At 70.0% G+C, this 18,767-nt stretch carries 16 protein-coding genes; 14 read left to right on the top strand and 2 right to left on the bottom strand.

Going from position 1 to position 18,767, the window contains the following annotated elements:
- The first annotated feature begins 187 nt into the window (after positions 1-187).
- Both ACERZO_RS48065 and ACERZO_RS48060 read left to right on the top strand, forming a co-directional pair.
- On the top strand, positions 188-799 hold the full coding sequence (locus ACERZO_RS48065; RefSeq protein ID WP_372672715.1) for a hypothetical protein: 612 nt from the start codon (positions 188-190) through the stop codon (positions 797-799).
- Between the two features lie 416 nt (positions 800-1,215).
- A complete protein-coding gene (locus tag ACERZO_RS48060; RefSeq protein WP_372672714.1) occupies positions 1,216-3,645 on the top strand; it encodes a LuxR C-terminal-related transcriptional regulator in 2,430 nt (809 codons plus the stop codon).
- Between the two features lie 22 nt (positions 3,646-3,667).
- Here the strand turns inward: ACERZO_RS48060 and ACERZO_RS48055 are convergent, their stop codons facing one another.
- Positions 3,668-4,882, bottom strand: coding sequence for a cytochrome P450 family protein (locus ACERZO_RS48055; protein WP_372672713.1), 1,215 nt, complete (start codon positions 4,880-4,882; stop codon positions 3,668-3,670).
- Positions 4,883-6,081: 1,199 nt separating this feature from the next.
- Between ACERZO_RS48055 and ACERZO_RS48050 the strand changes: the two genes are divergently transcribed.
- From ACERZO_RS48050 to ACERZO_RS48020, 7 genes are all read left to right on the top strand, one after another.
- Complete coding sequence (locus ACERZO_RS48050; protein WP_372672712.1) at positions 6,082-7,422, top strand: ATP-binding protein; 1,341 nt, start codon at positions 6,082-6,084, stop codon at positions 7,420-7,422.
- Positions 7,419-7,805 carry a roadblock/LC7 domain-containing protein gene (locus ACERZO_RS48045; RefSeq protein WP_372672711.1) on the top strand — a complete coding sequence of 129 codons (387 nt, stop codon included), beginning with the start codon at positions 7,419-7,421 and terminating at the stop codon, positions 7,803-7,805. Before ACERZO_RS48050 ends, ACERZO_RS48045 begins: the two co-directional genes overlap by 4 nt.
- Entirely contained in the window at positions 7,805-8,146 is a 342-nt protein-coding gene (locus ACERZO_RS48040) for a DUF742 domain-containing protein (protein ID WP_372672710.1), read from the top strand. The genes ACERZO_RS48045 and ACERZO_RS48040 overlap by 1 nt, the downstream gene beginning before the upstream one ends.
- A gap of 19 nt (positions 8,147-8,165) precedes the next feature.
- A complete protein-coding gene (locus tag ACERZO_RS48035; RefSeq protein ID WP_372672709.1) occupies positions 8,166-8,738 on the top strand; it encodes a GTP-binding protein in 573 nt (190 codons plus the stop codon).
- Positions 8,735-9,967 (top strand): cytochrome P450, encoded by a 1,233-nt coding sequence (locus ACERZO_RS48030; RefSeq protein ID WP_372672708.1) that lies wholly within the window; start codon positions 8,735-8,737, stop codon positions 9,965-9,967. Before ACERZO_RS48035 ends, ACERZO_RS48030 begins: the two co-directional genes overlap by 4 nt.
- A gap of 34 nt (positions 9,968-10,001) precedes the next feature.
- Complete coding sequence (locus ACERZO_RS48025; RefSeq protein WP_372672706.1) at positions 10,002-11,186, top strand: SAM-dependent methyltransferase; 1,185 nt, start codon at positions 10,002-10,004, stop codon at positions 11,184-11,186.
- Positions 11,187-11,661: 475 nt separating this feature from the next.
- Entirely contained in the window at positions 11,662-13,536 is a 1,875-nt protein-coding gene (locus ACERZO_RS48020) for a S9 family peptidase (protein WP_372672705.1), read from the top strand.
- Positions 13,537-13,746: 210 nt separating this feature from the next.
- Here the strand turns inward: ACERZO_RS48020 and ACERZO_RS48015 are convergent, their stop codons facing one another.
- On the bottom strand, positions 13,747-13,944 hold the full coding sequence (locus tag ACERZO_RS48015) for a hypothetical protein (RefSeq protein WP_372672704.1): 198 nt from the start codon (positions 13,942-13,944) through the stop codon (positions 13,747-13,749).
- Here ACERZO_RS48015 and ACERZO_RS48010 point away from each other — a divergent pair.
- From ACERZO_RS48010 to ACERZO_RS47990, 5 genes are all read left to right on the top strand, one after another.
- Positions 13,937-14,359, top strand: a complete 423-nt coding sequence (locus ACERZO_RS48010; protein WP_372672703.1) for a hypothetical protein — start codon at positions 13,937-13,939, stop codon at positions 14,357-14,359. The genes ACERZO_RS48015 and ACERZO_RS48010 overlap by 8 nt on opposite strands.
- Positions 14,360-14,489: 130 nt before the next feature.
- Entirely contained in the window at positions 14,490-15,164 is a 675-nt protein-coding gene (locus ACERZO_RS48005; protein WP_372672702.1) for a DUF3558 family protein, read from the top strand.
- Positions 15,161-16,231: an SAM-dependent methyltransferase gene (locus ACERZO_RS48000; protein ID WP_372672701.1), complete on the top strand. Its 1,071-nt coding sequence runs from the start codon at positions 15,161-15,163 to the stop codon at positions 16,229-16,231. Before ACERZO_RS48005 ends, ACERZO_RS48000 begins: the two co-directional genes overlap by 4 nt.
- A gap of 9 nt (positions 16,232-16,240) precedes the next feature.
- Complete coding sequence (locus ACERZO_RS47995; RefSeq protein ID WP_372672700.1) at positions 16,241-18,466, top strand: ATP-binding protein; 2,226 nt, start codon at positions 16,241-16,243, stop codon at positions 18,464-18,466.
- A gap of 18 nt (positions 18,467-18,484) precedes the next feature.
- On the top strand, positions 18,485-18,691 hold the full coding sequence (locus ACERZO_RS47990; RefSeq protein ID WP_372672699.1) for a hypothetical protein: 207 nt from the start codon (positions 18,485-18,487) through the stop codon (positions 18,689-18,691).
- The last annotated feature ends 76 nt before the right edge of the window (positions 18,692-18,767 follow it).

Raw genomic sequence — 18,767 nt, 5'->3', positions numbered from 1 at the left:
CGCTCCAACGGCTCGACCGCGGTGGCGGTGTGGCCGCCACGCAGCGACCGGGAGTCAACATCAAGCGCGGTAACGCTCATTCGGACGTGACGATCTCGCGACGCGACGGTTGGCGTCACGTCATGGGCGGGCAAGTCCCCGCCATAACGCAGCACGTCTGTCGTGCGGTGAGCTGCACTTCGCGGCAGTGGCCGTCATGATCCGGCTTCTGACGCATCGTCGCGAGCGGCGACGACTCGCCGTTTTACAGGCACGGCATGAGCTCGTCTCGTTGCCGCACGTCCGCTGGCAGAACGAAGTCTCCGAATGCCGCGCTCATGCCCGGCTCCAGGTGATCGCCGCGACCGTCGACCGAGCGTTGCGCCGCCTCCAGAGCTCCTCGGCTGACGCGCTCGCGTTCAAGTACGCCCACGCCCGGCTCACCGCGTTCCTGCAGGGCTGGGGTGACGCTGACCTGATCGCGCCCACCGAGCTGCCCGAGATGTATCAGAGCCTCGTCACCGCCCTGCACAAGCTCGCCCGTCGGTTGGCAGAGGAGGACGAGCGCCGACAGGCCCGCCCGGCGAACCCGTCCTCGATCGTGACGACGCCACCCAGCCCGGCCCGGACAGCCGGTTCACACACCTCCCTCCTGTCCGGTCCGCGCGTCTCGACCGCCAGCAGACATCGATTCCGCGGCGGTCGAGGCGCTCGAGCTTGCCCGACAACGAACCAACCAGGTGATCATGAACAACCCGTCAATCCCAACACGTATCGTCAGTCGCGCAGTGCCCATAGCGCCCGGGGTCGACGCCGCTAAGGCCGCCTCACCGGCCGCGGGCCGGGTGCCAGGTATCGTCGCCGCCCGGCTACGGCGCGGGGTCGAGCTGCCGAATGGGCGCATCGTTGGTGAGACCGATCGGACCGTCCATCTGATTCGGGTGACCGCTGCGGAGACAATGCCCGAGAAGCTCACGGCCCTCTGCGGGCTGAAGATCCGGCCAGGCGATGCTGAACAGGTCGCGGTCGGAACCGGAATGCCGTGCGTGCCCTGCGTCAGCGCCCCCAGGCCAGACGACGCCGCGGTCTCCTCGGCGGCAGGCCCGCGATGATCGGCGTCGCTGCGAATGCAAGCCGCTGGGCGCCGACTGACATCGCGGTCGCGCACGCCATCCGGTCAGGTGCTGCCCGGCGAGAAACGCGGCGGACGGCCGTCACCGCGGTCGAGGTGCGCAGATGACGGCCGGCGACGAAGACCGCGTTGTCGACGACCGGGACGCGCCCATGCCGTCCGTCGCGGTACCGGTGGAGCTGGATTCGTTCGTCGGCCGCGGCGGGCTGCTTGACCGCGTCAGGGAGCTGCTCTCTCGTTCCGACACCCGGTTGGTGACGTTGACCGGTTTCGGCGGGGTCGGCAAGACCAGGCTCCTGCACCGCCTCGCCCACGACCAGACTTCAACGCGCAGCTACCGGGACGGCGTCGTCGTGGTCAGCCTCGTCGAGCTGCGCGAAGGCGGCGACCGGCTGTACGGCGCGATCGCGGACGCGCTGGCGATCCACGACAGCGCATCGCAGCCAGGGCTGGACAGGCTCTGCGACTACCTCCGGGACCGGCAGATGCTGCTGATGCTGGACAACTGCGAACACCTGGTCGGTGCGCCCGGTACTGGTCCGGTACCGACGCTGTTGAACACGCTGCTGCGCAGGGCGCCCGGGCTTCAGGTGATGGCGACCAGCCGGGAACGGCTGGGCGTGCGCGGCGAGCGCCTGGTGCCGGTTCCGCCGTTGTGCGTCGGCGACGAAGAACGCTGCGACTGCGACGCGGGCACCGAGGGTGTGCACGAGGCGCTGCAGCTGCTGCTCGACCGAGCAGCGGAGCTACACGTCACGATCGGCGAGAACGACCATCCCGTCGCGGCGCAGCTGTGCCGCCGGCTCGACGGTATTCCGCTCGCCATCGAGCTGGCCGCGGCGACGCTGCAGGGCAACGCCATGACCGTCCGCGCGCTCACTAAGCATCCGGACCTGCTGTCGCTGCTGAACCACGGGACCTCAGGTCAGCACAGCCACCGCTCGTTGGAGGCGATGGTGCGCTGGTCCTACGCCCTGCTGGGCGAGCCTGAGCAAAAGTTGTGGGCCGCGGCCAGCATCTTCGAAGGTGGGTTCGACCTCGACGCCATCCACGAGCTCGTGCACCCCATCGGCCTCGACGACACCAAGGTGGAGACCCTTCTCGTCACGCTGGTCGGCAAGAACATTCTCAAGGCGGTGGCGCGTCGGGACAGCCGCCCGCGTTACCGCATGCTGGAGACGATCCGCCAGTACGGCCGGCTTGTGTCGGAACCCGACCATGCCCAGCTGCACCAAGCCCATACCTCGTACTTCGAGGCGCTGGCCACGCAGGCGAGCCGCGAATGGATCGGACCACAGCAGATCGAGTGGATGGTCCGGCTGAACGAGTTCCGGCCGGACTTGATCGCGGCCCAGCTGCGGCTCCTGTCCACGCCGCAGACCGCCGAGCGGGGGCTGGATCTGGCGATACAGGTCAGCCGGACATGCGCGTTCATCTTCAGTGGCCGGCTGAACGAAAACGTCCGCATGCTCACCGCAGGGCTGGACCGCCACCGCGGCAGTCCGAGCGTGAACCAGGTGGCCGGGTTGTCGCTGGCGGCGTGGATCGCGCTGATCCAGGGCAACCACGCGCGCGCCGATCCCTTGCTCCACCACGCCGAAGCCGCGGCCGCCGGGCTCGACCTCGCTGGCGCCTTCGGCCCGCTCGACACCGCCCGCGCGACCCGGCTGTGGCTGGTAGAGCAGGATCCGGCACGCGCGCGCGAGTCGTTGACGTTGTTCCGCCGAGCGGCGCGCGCGTACGCGGCCGTCGGGGCGGTGGCGGACGAGTGGATGGCTCGCCTGCTCCTGACGATGTCGGCGGCGTCATTGCACTGCCTGGACGTCGCCAAGGCCGACAGCGAGAGCCTGCTGGCAGACGCTGAGGCGGCGCATGCGCCGTGGAGTATCTCCTGGGCCCTGTGGTCGCGGGCGCTGGTCGAGCTGCTCGAGGGCGACCCGCGGCAGGCCGCGCGGTCGGTGCAACAGGCGTTGCGGATCCAGCGGGAGATCGGCGACGCGTGGGGGCCGGCCTGGAGCCTGTGGCTGATCGCGCTGATCGCCGCGCGGCTGGACGACTACGCGACAGCCGCCAAGGTACTGGGCGGTGCACGGGCGCGCCAGCAGTCGGCCCAGGCCAGCGTGCTCGGGCTGACGCCATTCCTGCGCCTGCAGCGGCTGGCCGAGACTGCGGGGCGGCAGGCGCTCGGAAAGGACCCGCTCGGCAACGACCTGTGGGATTGCCACGTCGCGGCCGGGCGGGACCTGTCCCCGCAGGACATGGACGCCCTGGCCCTCGCGCCGCTGGCAGCGCCCGGGACGGGCGGTCCGCCCGATGGTGTCACCGCCCGCGAGTTCGAGGTGGCCGGCCTCCTCGCTCAGGGGTTGTCGAACGAGGCCATCGGCGCCCAACTGGAGATGTCGCGCCGGACGGTGAGCACGCATGTCTCGAATCTCAACAAGAAGCTGGGCACGACGAGCCGGATCGAGATCGCCGCGTGGCACCTCCGCACCGGTGCTGAGCCTGCCACCGGGAGCGACCGTGACGAGCCATGAAAACGCAGGTCGCCGGCTCTCGCTAGCCCAGATACGCCGGCAGATCGACATAGCTGTTGGGGATCATCGCGGGTTGCCGTCGCCGCAGCTGCGTTGCCTCGACCGCAAGGCGAGCGTCGGGGAACCGCCGGGCGAGCGCGCCGATGACGATCTCGGCTTCCATTTGGCCCAGCTGCGCGCCAAGGCAGTAGTGGATGCCGTGGCCGAACGCGAGATTGGACTTGTCGCGGCGGATGTCCAGCTCGTCAGGACGGGCGTACCGGCGACCGTCGCGGTTGGCGCTCAGCAGGGAGATGAGCACGATTTCGCCTGGGGGGATCGTTGTTTCGCCGATCGTGACGGGGGTTGTGGTGAACCGATGGGTCGCGGTGGCCACGGGAGCGTCGAACCGGGAAACCTCCTTCACCGCGCCGGGCAGCAGCTGTGGATGTTGCCCCAATTCCCCCCAGACCTGCGGGTCGTCCAGCAGCCAGCGAATGCCGTTGCCGATGAGCGCGGTCGTCGTCTCATGGCCGGCGACGAACAACAGGAACAGGGTGCCCACCAGTTCCTCCAGGCTCAGACGGTTCTCGTCCTCGGCCTCTTGCACCAGCGCCGAGAGCAGGTCATCGCCCGGGTGGGCGCGCGCGATCTCGATCAGGTTGAGCAGGTAGTCCTGCATGCTCTGGGACGCGGCGTCGGCCCGGCCGGGCAGATCCTCCATCAAGGCGTACGTCCACGCGCGCAGCATCCCGCGTTTGTCCTCGGGCACGCCGATCAGCTCGCAGATCACGTACAACGGCAGCGGGAACGCCACTTCGGTGATCAAGTCGACTTCCTGATGCAGCGGGAGGTTCTCGACCAGCTCGGCGGTCAGCTGCTCAACCCGTGGCTTCAGGGCTTCGATCCGGGTTCGGGTGAAGTGCCGAACGAGCAGGTTCCGCAGCCGGGTGTGCCGCGGCGGGTCCGAGAAGATCATGTGAGGGGAGAACATGCTGCTGAGCGTGGTGTCCGCGCCCGCCTCCGCGAGAAGCTTGTGCAGAATCGCGGCCAGTCCGGCGACGTCCTTCGACAACCTGGTGTCGGTCAACGCCGCCCGCGCATCCTCGTAGCGCGCGACGACCCAGACCGGTATCCCCTTCTCCCCCTCCCCTCGCGGGATCATCGCGCGATGGACAGGACCCTGTTCCCGCAGCGCCGCTGCTACCTCGTGCGCATGGTCCCAATAGTAAGGGCTGAAAAACGCGTTGACGGTCATCACGACGCCTTTCTCGCATATACGTTCTACCGACGCGCCTCGGCGTCGACGACAGACCTACCAACTGCCAAGCAGGAGTGCCCACGCACGGCCTGCGGCACTCGACTAAGAATCTGCGAACCCCGGCGTGAGCGCAATGCGGAAAGCGCGCAATCATGACAGCCCAGGCCGCGTAGTGATTCCTCACCGCCGCGCAGCTTCCGCTGCGGACCACGTAGCGCCGCCCAGCGAACTGTATGCCGCTAACCCATCTGCGCCGCCACTACCCTCAGGAACGCCCAGGTCAGCTCATCCGACGTCGTAGTCCGGCAAAGGCAACTACGTATCAGCCTTGCCCGCGACTACGCGGTGCCGAGCATCGCGCTACGTAAACCCGCGTAGCCTATTCGTGGGACCCACGATTACCAGCACAGAAATGCGCTCTTCGTGTTGACAAACTCACATTCTGCCCTATTGTCGTCTGAGTTGATGAGCTTCGAATGGAGCACAGGCAGAGGTTGCCGGGTTCCATTCGGGACGAAAGTTCTCCGGCGCAGGATTCGTGCACGACCCGGGCCGGACCACCGTGATACTGGGCGCCGCGGCGGTACCAACCGCTGCCGGCGACGCCCGACCGCCAGGCAGATGGGGCACTCCGCACCACCCTGCCTACCGAGCCCGTGTTCCGTCGTCGCCCAGCGTCGCGAGATACCGCGACCTGGCCGACGCCGGACCGATTTGTCGACGAAGGACGTCATGACATCCGCCACCGACCCCACCCAGTCCGTGAGGCAGCCGACGCGGCACCTCCCGCGCGGTCGCTGCGCGGGAGACCAGCCCGGTCTGGCGCACCCGGTGGCGGCGACGACCGGTGCGCGGGCATGGCGCCGTCCGGTGCCGATGCGCGCGTCGCGAGGCGGGCGGCACGGAGTCCCGCCTTCGCGCGACTGGTGGATGCGGCCGCCTCCTTCTCGCGCAGCGTCCACAGTGTCCGGTTGGATTCCTAACCGGACTGGAGGTGGGGTGGTTACCCCTCGTCCTCGACAGCCCGCGAGCCACCGCCGCGCGGCTGTGCCACCCCACCTCCCCTTCACACGTACCTCGGCAGCGATCGAGCGGTGCCGGCTCGCGGCAACGAGAACACCGTCGGCACCGGACGGCGTCGACGTCGTCACGCCCACCGCAGGTTTCCAACCAGGACAGTCGGGACTAGATCACCCATGACTCACCAGACCCCTGCACGGCTCCGAACGGTCGGCCTCAATGCTTTGGCCGCCGCGGGCGATGTGCTGGCCAACGCCGCACGACGGGCCAACAACAATTTGGACCGGCGCCGCGATGCCGACCAGGGCCGTGACGAGTTGCTGCACGAACTCGAGCTGCTGGCCCACACCCGCGAGGTGGCGCTGAACGCGGTCGTCGGCCAGCTCGATGCTGTGAACCGCGGCGTCGAGCCGCCTTCTGTGCTGGAGGCGACCGGCGACGCTGTCGCGGACGCTGCGGTGGCGGCCGTCAGGGGCCTCGTCGAGCAGAGCCTGGACCGGGAGGCAGGCCTCGTCAGCGCGTTCGTGTCGCTGGCGCAGCGCTGGCAAACCACCGCCAACAAGATGGAGCACCTCGCCGATCAGATTCTGCGACGGTATTCCGACGACCCGGGCGCGCTGCGCGACTACTTCAGCATCAGCCACGCCGCAGCCACGCAAGCACGGGCAGCGCAAACGCTGACCGTGCTGGCCGGCAGATTCCCGGGCCGGCAGTGGCCTCAGCCGCAGCCGCTGGCCAAGGTCGTCCAGCACGCCTGCGCCCGGATCATCGACTACCCGCGGGTCCAGGTAACGGGCAACCCGGACGTCGCGGTGATCAACACCCTCGCCGAGCAGTTGATCCACCTGCTCGCCGAACTCCTGGACAACGCCACCCGGCACTCACCACCCGCAACGACGGTCACCGTCACCTTCGAGGCGGTCGACGCCGGATGGGCGATCACGGTCCACGACGACGGGCACGGCTTGGACGCCGAGCAGCTGCCCTGGGCCCAGGACCGTGTCTCCGGCCGCGTCCCGGTCAGCCTGCATGACCTGGGCGAACCGCCCCAGACCGGGTTGGCCGTCGTGGGAGTGCTCGCCCGGCGGCACGAGTTTCTGGTGCGGCTCGACAGCACCGCGAATGGCGGCGTCCGCGCGGTGACGACGGTCCCCGACCACATGCTCGTGCCGGTCGCGGCCGGTGTGGAAGCCCCGGTGACACCGGCGCCGCGGCAGTCGGACCCCAAGCCGCCGCCGGCCACGCCGGGTAGGCACCGCGAGGGCTTGGAGACCCGGCTCGCTCCCGCTACGCCCAGCGGCGGGCAGACCGCCCACGGGCTGCCGATCCGAATCCCGCAGCGGGAGCCGGCAGGCACGCCGACGAGCACCCGTGCCCCTCAGCCTGCACCACCACCGGACCCGGCCGAGGAAGCCAAGTTCATGGACGAGTTCGTGCACCAGGGCACGCTCTCCGATCCCACCGCCCACACGGACAGCGAAGCGTCTGACGAGACCGACAGCGAGGGACCACGATGACGTCCACAACGGATCCTTGGATGCTGGCGGAGCTGACCGAGATTCCCGGCGTCCGCTTCTGCGTCGTGTTGGCCAGCGACGGTCTCGTCGTGACCCACACCGACGGTGTCGACAGGGACAGAGCCGACTCGATCGCCGCGGTCTGCTCAGCTCTCGTCGCCAGCGCGTCCGCGGTGCAGGAGGTCGCCGGCTTCGCCGGCTCGTTCCAGCAGACCTTCTGCCAATGGTCCGACGGCTTCCTGTTCGTCCGCCGGGCCGGCGACCGGACGTGCCTGGCCGTGGCGACCGCCGCCGACATCAGCCCCGGTCTGATCGCCCACTCCATGGCCGAGCGGATCAAGCAGGTCGGCGAGTCCACATTGAGCACTCCCGCCCGCGGCTGATGCCCCACTCCGACGACGGGTATTGGCCGGGCCCGGTCCCGGCCTACGTGCTCACCGGCGGCCGCACCCAGCCGAAAGCCACCCTGCGGCCGGAGACCTTGCTGTCCGCACTGCTGCACCGGCCCGTTCCCGACCGGACGACGCCGCAGAAGCGGGAGCTGCTCGGGCTGTGCCGGGGGCAACTGAGCCTGGTCGAGACCGCCACCCACCTCGGGCTGCCGGTGAGCGTGGTGCGGGTCCTGGCCTCCGACCTGATCGACGAAGGACTGCTGTGTATCCGGGATGCCGGGCCGAAACGCGAACTGATGGAGAAGGTCCTTGCCGGACTCCGCCAGCTGTGACAGCGACAGCATCAGCTACGTGCCCGACACCGTGGGCGGGTCGGCGAAGCTGTTGGTGGTCGGTGCGTTCGGCGTGGGCAAGACGACCCTGATCGGCTCGGTCAGCGAAATCCCGCCCTTGCGCACCGAGGAACCGATGACCGTCGCCAGCGTCGGGGTCGACTCCCTCAACGGCGTCGAGAACAAGACGACGACGACGGTCGCGTTGGACTTCGGCCGGGTCACCCTCGGCGGCGACACGGTGCTGTACCTGTTCGGCACCCCCGGCCAGCAGCGGTTCTGGTCCCTCTGGGACGGCCTGGCCGAGGGCGCGATCGGAGCGCTGGTCCTCATCGACCTGCGCCGCATCGACGACAGCTTCGCCGTCCTGGACCAGCTCGAGGCCACCGGGCTGCCCTACGTCGTGGCCGTCAACGACTTCCCCGACTCTCCCCGCCCCGCCGACGACGAGGTGCGCCAGGCGCTCGCCCTGCCCGAGGCGGTGCTGCTGCACTGCAACGCCCTCGACCACCGCTCCTCGGTCTACGCCCTGATCACCCTGGTCAGCCATGCCCTGACCTGTCTCGACGCCGCGGAGGCCAGAATCCGATGACCACACCCTCGCCCGACCGCCGCCTCGACGAGCTGACCGGCCTGACCCCGCTGTCGGCGACTACGACCTGCCCCGTTCCCGAAGCCGCCTACCGACAGCTGCGCGAGCGCTGCGGGCAGGTCGCGCCGGTCGAGCTGGAGCCCGGAATCCCGGCATGGCTGGTCCTGGGCTACCAGGAAATCCGGGCCGTCGTCCGCAACGATCTGAGCTTCTCCCGCGACTCCAGCCACTGGCGCCTGCTGCGCAATGGCCGCATCGGCCCCGACTCCGGGCTCCTGCCGATCATGGCCCCGCGCGACAACGCGTACTTCTCCGACGGCGCCAAACACCGCCGGCTGCGGGCGCCGATCTACGATGGCCTGGCCGGGCTCGACGACCAGCGCACGGCCCGCCTCATCCGCGCGACCTGTGACCGGCTGATCGACCGGCTCCCCGCCGATGGACCGATCGACCTGGTCGCCTCCTACGCCGCGCAGGTGCCGATGCTCACTGTCGCCGGCCTGTTCGGCATCACCCCGGACCTCGGCGAGCGGCTGCAGGACTGCGTGATCGCGCTGTTCGGCTCCGGCGCGGACGCCCAGGCCCTGTTCGGCGAGATGGAAACCCTCCTCAGTGACGTCATCAGCGCGCACCGCACGGCGCCGTCCGACGACCTCACCACCACCTTCCTCGATCACCCCGGCCATCACCACGACGCCGAGGTCCTGGCCTCGATGTTGCTGACGCTGGGAGCAGGGTGGGAAACCACCCAGGTGTGGATCGCGCAGACGCTGCGGATCATGCTCACCGATCCCCGCTTCGACGCCCAAGTCCGCGGCGGGCACCTGGGCATCGACGACGCCCTGGATCACGTGTTGTGGACCGATCCGCCAATGGCCAACCAGCCCACCCGCTGGGCCACCAGCGACACCGTCCTCGCCGGCCAGCGCATCGCCCGCGGCGACGCGCTGATCCTCGGACTGGCCGCCGCCAACACCGACCCCTGGGCCGGTGCGCAGGACCGCCTCGACAGCGCCAACCGCGCCCACCTGGCTTTCGGCGTCGGACCGCACGCCTGCCCCGCGCAGCGGCTCAGCCGCCTCATCGTCCGCACCGCCGTCGAGACCGTCCAGCACCGCCTGCCCGGCGCGCGCCTGGACATCCCCGCCACCGAGGTGCCGCTGCACCCCTCGCCCTGGACCCGCGGCCCCGCCCACCTGCCCGTCACCGCGACCCGCACCCGCAGCTAGCAACGTCCGTGTCCCTCCTGCACTTCACCGAGGCATGACCACACCGATGACCCACAACGCAACCGCACTCCCCGCTCCAGCCCACCACCGCGCGGACGACGCACCATGGTGGTGGCGCCCGTGCGGAGTCGATCAGGCGCGGATCAACCTCGCCTACCTCTACGACGCGTTCCGCGAAGCCAAAAACAGCGACGGCCGGTACAAGCCCTGCGCCAAATTCGCCCACGACAACGAACGCGCCGCCGCCCACCGGCTCCACGACCGGGTGGAGAACGCCGGGTTCGTGTTCCGGTCCGAGCGCGCCTTCCTCGACCGCGCAGCCACCTACCTCGCCGGCCACCAGCGCGTCAGCAGCATCGTGGTCGCCGGCGCGGGCCTGCCGCACATCGCCGGTGACGACGACCTGCACTCCCAGGTCCGCCTCGGCGAGGAGATCGCCCGCAATCGCTTGCAGCGCACGGCGTGCGCGACGGTGATCTATGTCGAGCGCGACCCGCTGACACTGGCGCACTTGCGCACCATCGCCGATGCCGACGACGGCGTCCACGTGGTCGAGGCCGACCCGTGGAACCCGGCCGCGATGTGGGACACCCTCTACAACACCGGCAGCGAAAACCCCGGCCTCATCTGTCCCGACCTCGACCGCGTGGCGTTGCTGCTGGGCGGCGGGACGATGTCGTTCTACGGCGGCAGCCGCACCGACGCCGCCCGGGTAGTGCAAGAGCATCTCGCGCGGCTTCCCGCGGGCGGGTTCCTGGCCATGACCCACCTGTACGAGCCCGAGAATCCAGACCTCGCCGTCCAGGCACGTGAGTTCGAAACGGCGTTACATGCGTTGCAGGATCATGGTCTTGGCACCGGCAGCCTCGCCACCGAAGCCGAGATCCACGCGATGATCCAGGGCACCAGCGTGCTGCCACCCGGGATCGTCCCCGCGTTCACCTGGTACCCCGACGGGCCGCCCGCCGGCTCACCGGTGTGCGGACATTTCACCGCCGCGGTCCTCACCCAGAAACCAGGACCGGACCACGACCTACCGCAGCCCCCGTGGTCCGCAACCTCTGGCTCCCTGACCGCCCGTATCCCGACTACGCGGGCAGCCAGGGATCCGGAACCGATGTCGCCACGAAACTCGGGTTACCTGCACGGCGGCACCGGGCCCGGGCTCGACCGGTCACCGGGGGGTGGCCAGTCATGTCTCGCGCGCCCTCAGGGTTGAGAGCTCAGCCTCTGTGGTGTGCGGGATCCGTGGATGCCTGGCCGCGCACGGCCATCCTCGTGCGCGGCCAGGCAGCACGAATAGAGCTGACGCGTCGCATACCCGCGACCGCGCCAACCTTGTTACTGCGAAAGGGTATTCCGCTCGTGCGTTTCAGAAAGACAGTCGCAGTGGCGCTGGCAGCCCCGTCGATGCCGGCCGGTACCCCTGCCACCCGCAGGCGGGACCACGACCTTGTGGCCACCGCCGCCGCGCTCCTCCTGGCCACGCTGCTGAGCTGGACACCCTGACCCGGCACAGACCCGGCAACGCGTCCATCCCTGAGCGACCGCTGAACCAGGACCCACTCCGACACCTGACCCCCGCCGTTTCCGAACCTCCCCGCAGACCACTACGCGGACCGGTGACGCTGCGCGCACAGTCCAGCACAACGACGTCAACGCCAGTTTCCAACCGAGATAGGAGTTCTCCCAGCGTGACCAGCACGACGCAGCACCCGCAACTCGCCTCAGAACACGCGGATTCGCTCATTCCGCGCGTCGACCTGTTCGGCAATCCCGAGCGCGCAACCCCCTCGATCTCCCCCGACGGACAGTGGCTGGCCTGGCTCGCCCCCGTCGACGGCGTGCTGAACCTGTGGGTATGCCCCATCGAGCTCGACACCGACGATGGCGCCCGGCCCGTCACCGCCGACCGCGGCCGCGGTATCCAGCGGTACGAGTGGGCACCGGACAGCGACCACCTCCTCTACCCGCGCGACGAGGACGGTGACGAAAACACGCACCTCTACGCGGTATCGGTGCACACCGGCGACGTCCGGGACTTGACGCCGTTCGACGGTGTCATGGCTCTGATGGTCGGCCAGGCTGCGCAGATCACCGACCGGGTGCTGATCGCGCTCAACAAGAACCGCCCCGAGCTGTTCGACGTCTACGAGCTTGAGGTGGCGACCGGTGAGTTGACTCAGGTCCTGGAGAACCCCGGGTTCATGGGTTTCCTGGCCGACAACGAGCTGCAGGTGCGAGGCGCCATCTCCCCCGATCCCGAGGGCGGCCGGACGATCCTGGTACTCAAGGAAGACCAGTGGTGCCCCGTGCTGACGGTCGACCAGCCCGACGCGCTCAGCACGGAGCCGGTGGGGTTCGACCGCGACGGTCGCCGGCTGCTCGTCAAGACCTCGGCCGGCGCCAACGCCACTCGGCTGCTGTGGATCGACCTCGAGACCGACGAGCACGACGTCATCGCCGACGACCCGATCTACGACGTCCATTCCGTCTGGACCGACCCGACGACGAAACAGCCGTTGACGGTGTCGTTCCAGCGTGAGCGCCTGTACACCCACGCCATGAGCGGGGAGGTCCGCGACGACCTCGACCGGCTGGCCGAGGTCGATGACGGCGACCTGCAGATCGTCTCGGCCGACCGGGCCAACACCACGTGGATCGTGTCCTACATCCACGCCGACGACCCCACCGCCACCTACGTCTACGACCGGGCCAGCGGCGAGGCGACGCTGCTGTTCCACAACCGTCCGCGTCTCGCCGGCAGGCTCTCGCCCGTCCAACCGTTCTCCTTTCCCGCCCGAGACGGCCTCGACATCCACGGCTACCTGACGTTCCCGAAGGGCCGCACCGAGAACCTGCCGACCGTGCTCCTGGTGCATGGCGGGCCGCCGATGCGGGATACCTGGGAGCTGGACCCGCAAGCGCAGTGGCTGGCCGACCGCGGCTACCTCTGCATCAAGGTCAACTTCCGCGGCTCCACCGGCTACGGCAAGGACTTCACCGCCGCCGGCAACCGGGAATGGGGCGGCAAAATGCAGAACGACCTCGTCGACGCGGTCGCGTGGGCCGTGCAGGCCGGGCACGCCGACCCGGACAAGGTCGCCATCTACGGCGGCTCCTACGGCGGCTACGCGGCACTGGCCGGCGCGGCATTCACACCCGACCTGTTCCGCTGCGCCATCGCCCTGTGCGCGCCCAGCAACCTCGAGACGCTCCTGGCATCGATACCGCCCTACTGGGGCCCGATGGCCGCCGAGCTGTACGCATCGGTGGGGCACCCGAGCGAAACCGAGTTCCTGCGGTCGCGCTCACCGCTGTCCCACGCCGAAAAGATGAAGGTCCCGCTGCTGATCGCCCAGGGCGCCAACGATCCCCGGGTCCCCCAATCCGAAAGCGACCAGATCGTCGCTGCCCTGCGGAGCAACGGCGTACCTCCCGAGTACCTGTTGTTCGACGATGAAGGTCACGGGTTCGTGAAGCCGGCGAACCGGCTGAGGTTCATCGCGGCGGCGGAGCGGTTCCTGGCCGAGCACCTCGGCGGTCTGTACGAACCGGAGGCCGCATAACCCCACGGGCGGCGCATCCCAGGCCCGCAGCGACACCGCACTGGATGCGCCGCCCGCAGCACCTCCGACGTCCCCTGTCGCGCAGCCGTCGCGATGGGACCGCCGATCGTCGGTCGCCGCCGGTCCTCGCGCCGGAGTCCCGTCTCGCAGGAAGCTTCGTCCCATGCCCTACCACGCGCCAAGCGCTGGTTCCGCAGCTGCTTCGGACGATCAGCACTCGCCCGGGCTCGCCGCCCCGGCCGCGTTGTCCGCTTCCCGCCGCCGGCGGAACACGAGACCGCGCTGCGGTGCGGCGTCGCTGCCCGACCGCCGCGTCCGCGGACGTACCGCTGGCTGCTGCGCTGCTCCGCTCCAGGACCCGCCGCTGCCGCCGGGTCCGGCGACGACCAGGAGCAGCCTTATGACCACTAGCGTCTCCTGCGCCCGCTACGCCGCCGTCACCAGTGTCCTCGCCGACGGGACCAGCGCCGACGAGGCGCTCACCGCCTACGAATACGCCGCGTTCCAGGCGATGGCCTCCGGCGCGCGGTTCTCCGTGCGCCGGCACGACCCCGGTCACACCCCGGCCGAGGCAGCCGAGGAGTTCAGCAAGATCCTCCGACACCTGCGGATCACGTTGGCGCTGCTGGACAAGCAGGTGGCGGACAACCCGCCGGCCCAGCAGATGCCGGGCACGCTGGCCGCAGACCTACGATTCTGGGCCCACACATACGGACGGATCGCCGCCCGCCTTTACCGACAAGAGGCGCGCCGGGACGCGGCCATCATCGGCGAACCCCAGCCCACCGGACCCAGCTTCATAGCAGGCGGTGATCTGTGGTGACCGACGACAAGCGGTATCCCACGACACCGCGGCGCCCCCACGATCCAGCCGACCCGCGCCGTCCTCGCCGCCCTCGGCTGCCAATGACCACCCGCCATCCGCCATCCGCCTGCACGAGACGACTCTGCTCATGAATCTCCCCATCACCGTGCCGATCGGCCCCTCCGCCGCACCGGCTGGCTGCGCCGGACGCCGTCATCCCGGCAGAACACCCGCACGCCCCGCGCACCGGACCGACGCGCGTATCCGCGCGGCGCTGGTCGGTCTCGCGGTCCTCCTGTCCGCCGCAGCCTGTTCAGGCCCGACCGGCACACCCGCGCCCGGCACCACCTCGGCACCGGTCCCGATCACTGCGCAGCCGCTCGACCTCACCCGCTACCTCCCCGCGCCGTGCTCGGTCGTCCCGACTGCGCTGACCGAGCCTCTCGGGCTGACTCGACGCGAAGAACGACACGAGAACGTCCTGATCGGCGCCGGATCCCAAGCCCAGTGCCGGATCTCGACCGCGCCGCCACTCACCGGCCTAGTCGAAATCCGTCTGTACCCGGCATCCCGCCCCCTGCCCCTTCTCGCTGGGATCACCGCCGCCCTGACCCCGACGTCCGTGGCCGGCTATCCCGCCGGGCGATGGATCCTCAGCACCGGCAGCGACGGCAGCTTCACCTCCTGCCACAACATCGTCGACGTCGCCCCACACCAAGGACTCAGCGTGATGGTCAACGGCCCGACCGGGGAACCAATCGCGAACTCGTGTGCCACAGCCACAAAACTCGCCGAAGGCATCCTCGCCGGGCTACGCGGATGAACGCCTTCCAGTCCCCCGAGACCCTCGCGCATCGCGACAATCCCCAGCCAGGCAGGAAGTGTGACTCCATGCTGTTCCCTCCTCAGTGCGCCGATTCCTCGTCTGCCCCGGAGCCTGTGCCGACGTCCGGCATCAGCATGTCCACAACTCGTCCGTCGATCTCGGACAAGGCGTTGAAGATCGCGGCGGACGAGTGGACACCGCCGCCACTGGACCTGGAGAACGAGAATCCGTCCCGGATCAGGGACTTCTACCTGGGAGGCGACCGGTCCTTCGCGGTCGATCGGGACTGGTGCACCAACGCGACGCGTCTCGTGCCACCCCTGCCGCGGGTCTACCGCGACGAGCGCGACTTCCTGAGCCGGGCGATCCGCTTCGCCACACAACGGCGCGGCATTCACCGCTTCCTCGTCCTCGGCGCCGGATTACCCTTCGCCCGTCCGGTGCACGACGACGTCCTCCCGCACCCCCACGGCAGGGTCGTGTACGTCGAACCCGACGACTACGTCGCGGCGCACCTGAAACTGTTCGCGCAGAAGCTGCCTCAGATCGCCGCCGTCCAGGGCGACTTCCTGGAACCCGGAACGGTGCTCTTCCACGACTCCGTCCACGCACTGCTGCGCACCGGCACCCCGATCGGGTTGGTGCTCACCGGCGTACTGGAAACGATCGCCGACACCCGCGACGCGATCGCAGCGTTGAAATGCTTCACCGAGCGGCTGCCGCCCGGCAGCGTGGTGGTCGTGACCCACGCCACCGTCGACGGCCTCGACACTGGCGAGGCCGCGGACGCAGCCCTGGCCGAGCGACGACGGCTGCTCTGCCGCACCTACGGCAGGACCGCCCACCGTCCGCCGTGTCACCTGCGCACCGCCGAACAGCTACGGGAGATCCTTGCCGGCCTCAGGCTCGTCCAACCCGGCATCACTCACACCTCGGCCTGGCACAGTCCCCGCCCCGCGCGCGGGTTCCGTCCCGCCGAATCGCTGTGCCTGGCCGCTGTCGCCGGCGTGCGCAAACCCAGACCGCCACGCTCGATGTCGGCCGACGCCCGAGTCGTGGCGTGAGGAGGCGGGATGAGCGACACACGTAGGTCCGAAGACGCCACCCCGGGTACCAAGCCGGCCCGGCCCGGCCGCGCCGCTGGTCACGGCCTCGGCGAGCGGGACGACCGCGGCGCGCCGGCGGTACAGCCTCGCCAGGCGCGCGCGGCGGATCCGCGGCCGACCGTCCCTCGCCAGCTGCCACCGGTCGCCACGCATTTCATCAGCCGCGCCGACCAGCTCGCCGGATTGAACGCGCTGGTGGCGCCGACCACACGCGGGGCAGGATCGGGCGCGAGCGTGGCGGTGATCATCGGCCCCGGCGGGGTCGGGAAGACGGCGCTGGCGGTGAAGTGGGCCAGCGCGCACGCCAACCGCTTCCCCGATGGCCAGCTCTACGTCGACCTTCGCGGCTTCTCCCCCGACAGCAGCGTGGCAGCGGTCGACGCGCTCGGGCGGTTCCTGCGCGCGCTGGGCGTCGAGCCGGAGCAGGTGCCGGCCACCCTGGCCGAACGGGTGAGCCTGTACCGGACGATCACCGCGGGACGGGAGCTGCTGATGGTGGTGTTGCTGGACAACGCCGCCTCCGCCGAGCAGGTCCGGCCGTTGATCCCCACCTCGACCCGCAGCGTGGTAGTCGTGACCAGCCGGTTGCGGCTGGACGGGTTGGTCGGCGACGGCGCGCAGCTGGTGGAAGTCCCGCCGCTGGAGCAGGCCGACGCGGAGGCGCTGCTGGCCACGCTCGTCGGCGAGCGCCGAGCCGCGGGTGAGTCGGCCGCGCTGGCCGAGCTGGCGCAGCTGTGCGGCCGGTTCCCGATCGCGCTGCGGGTGGCGGCGGCCCGGCTGGTCACCCGCACGCGGTGGTCAGTGGCCCAGGTGGTCGTCCAGCTGCGCAACGAGCGGTCCCGGCTGGCCGCGCTGTCGCAGTCGGGCAGCTCGGCAGAGTCCATCACGGCGCTGTTCGACTGGTCCTACCGCTACCTCGAGCCCGACGCGGCCGAGCTGTACCGGCTGCTCGGCAGCCTCCCCGCGGCCGAGTTCGAGGTCGGCGTGGCGGCCGCGGTGGCCGGGCTGGCCGAGGATGAGGTGGACGTGGCCCTGCAGGTACTGGTCGATGCGAGTCTGCTGGAAGAGGTCGACATCGGCCGGTACCGCTTCCACGATCTGGTCCGGCTGCACGCCCGCGCCCAGCCCGAGCGCGGACGGCACGAGGTCGTCCCCCGCGCCGGCGCCTGGTACCTGCGGGAGATGACCCGGGCGAACCTGATCATCATCCCCGCGACGCTGCGCTGGCGGATCAGTCCCGTCGCCGGGCAGCTGGCCGGCAAGCCCGCGCCGTTCGCATCCGACGGTGAAGCCCTCGACTGGCTGGCCCGGGAGCTGCCGACCGTGCTGGCCGTGCTGGAGGAAGCCGCAGCCGACCGGCACGACGAGCTGGTATGGCAGCTGTGTGAAGCGCTCTGGGAGCTGATGCTCTACCGCAAACCGCTCCCGGAATCGTTGCGCGCGCACGAGCTCGGGACCACCGCGGCGCAGCGCTGCGGGGACCTGATCGCCGAATCCCGGCTGCGCTACCAGCTCGGCCGGGCCTACCTGGACCTCAGCGAATGGGCCTCGGCCGAGGCCGAGACACTGCGTGCGATCGAGCTGGCGCGGAACGCGAACGACCGCCGCACCGAATCCGCGGCCCTGGAACAGCTCGGCCGTGTGCACCACGCTCGCGATGACCTCGACGCGGCGATCGAGTACTACGCCGCGAGCCTGCACATCGAGGCCGAGCTCGGCATCGACCGCGGCGTGGCCTCCCGGCACCGCCGGATCGCCGACGCACTGCTGCAGGCAGACCGCGACAGCGAGGCCGCGTCCCACCTGGCGACAGCACGGCGCCTGTTCACCGTCGCCGGAGACGACAAAGACCTCGCCCGCGTGGCGATCACGCAGGCCCGGCTCGACGCCCGATCGGGCCGCCCCGGACTGGCCATCGAATCCCTGGCCGCTGCGCGTACGGTGCTGCGCCGTTCCGGCTCGGCGGCGTACGAGGCGACCGTGCTGCTCGCCCTGGCCGAGGTCGCCGAACACGCCGGCCACCCCGGCCACCCCGGTCAAGCCCGCGGCTACCTGACCGAGGCGGTCGAGCTTCTCCAGGATCTCGGCGGGGCGGCGCTGGACCAAGCCCGCGACGCCCTCGCGGCCCTCGACGACGCCACCCAGGCGCCACAACAAGAACACCATCCCGACGCCACGACCAGCGACACATGAGCCTTCGAAAGGACCACCATGCCCCAGGATCCGACCGTCCACGCTGAATCGCTCACCCAGGCCGAGGCGATGGCGGTGTCGCATCCCGAAGACCGGCAGCCAATCAACCTCGCCGAAGGCGGCCAGCGCTACGGCGAGTACTACGCCGCAGCCCACCACGCCGCCCAACCTGACGGGCAGATAGTGCACCCGGCAACCACGCAAGGAGACGGTCCGGTTGCGTGATGAGCCACCGGCCCCAGCGCCTCGGTTCCCGGTGGCCGGACCTCCGATCTGGGTCGACCGCGACGACCTCCTCGGA

It is taken from the genome of Amycolatopsis kentuckyensis, from assembly GCF_041679295.1.
GTDB classification, from domain to species: domain Bacteria; phylum Actinomycetota; class Actinomycetes; order Mycobacteriales; family Pseudonocardiaceae; genus Amycolatopsis; species Amycolatopsis kentuckyensis_A.
Note: the sequence above shows the minus strand (reverse complement) of the source record. Positions and strands in the feature narration are given on the sequence as shown.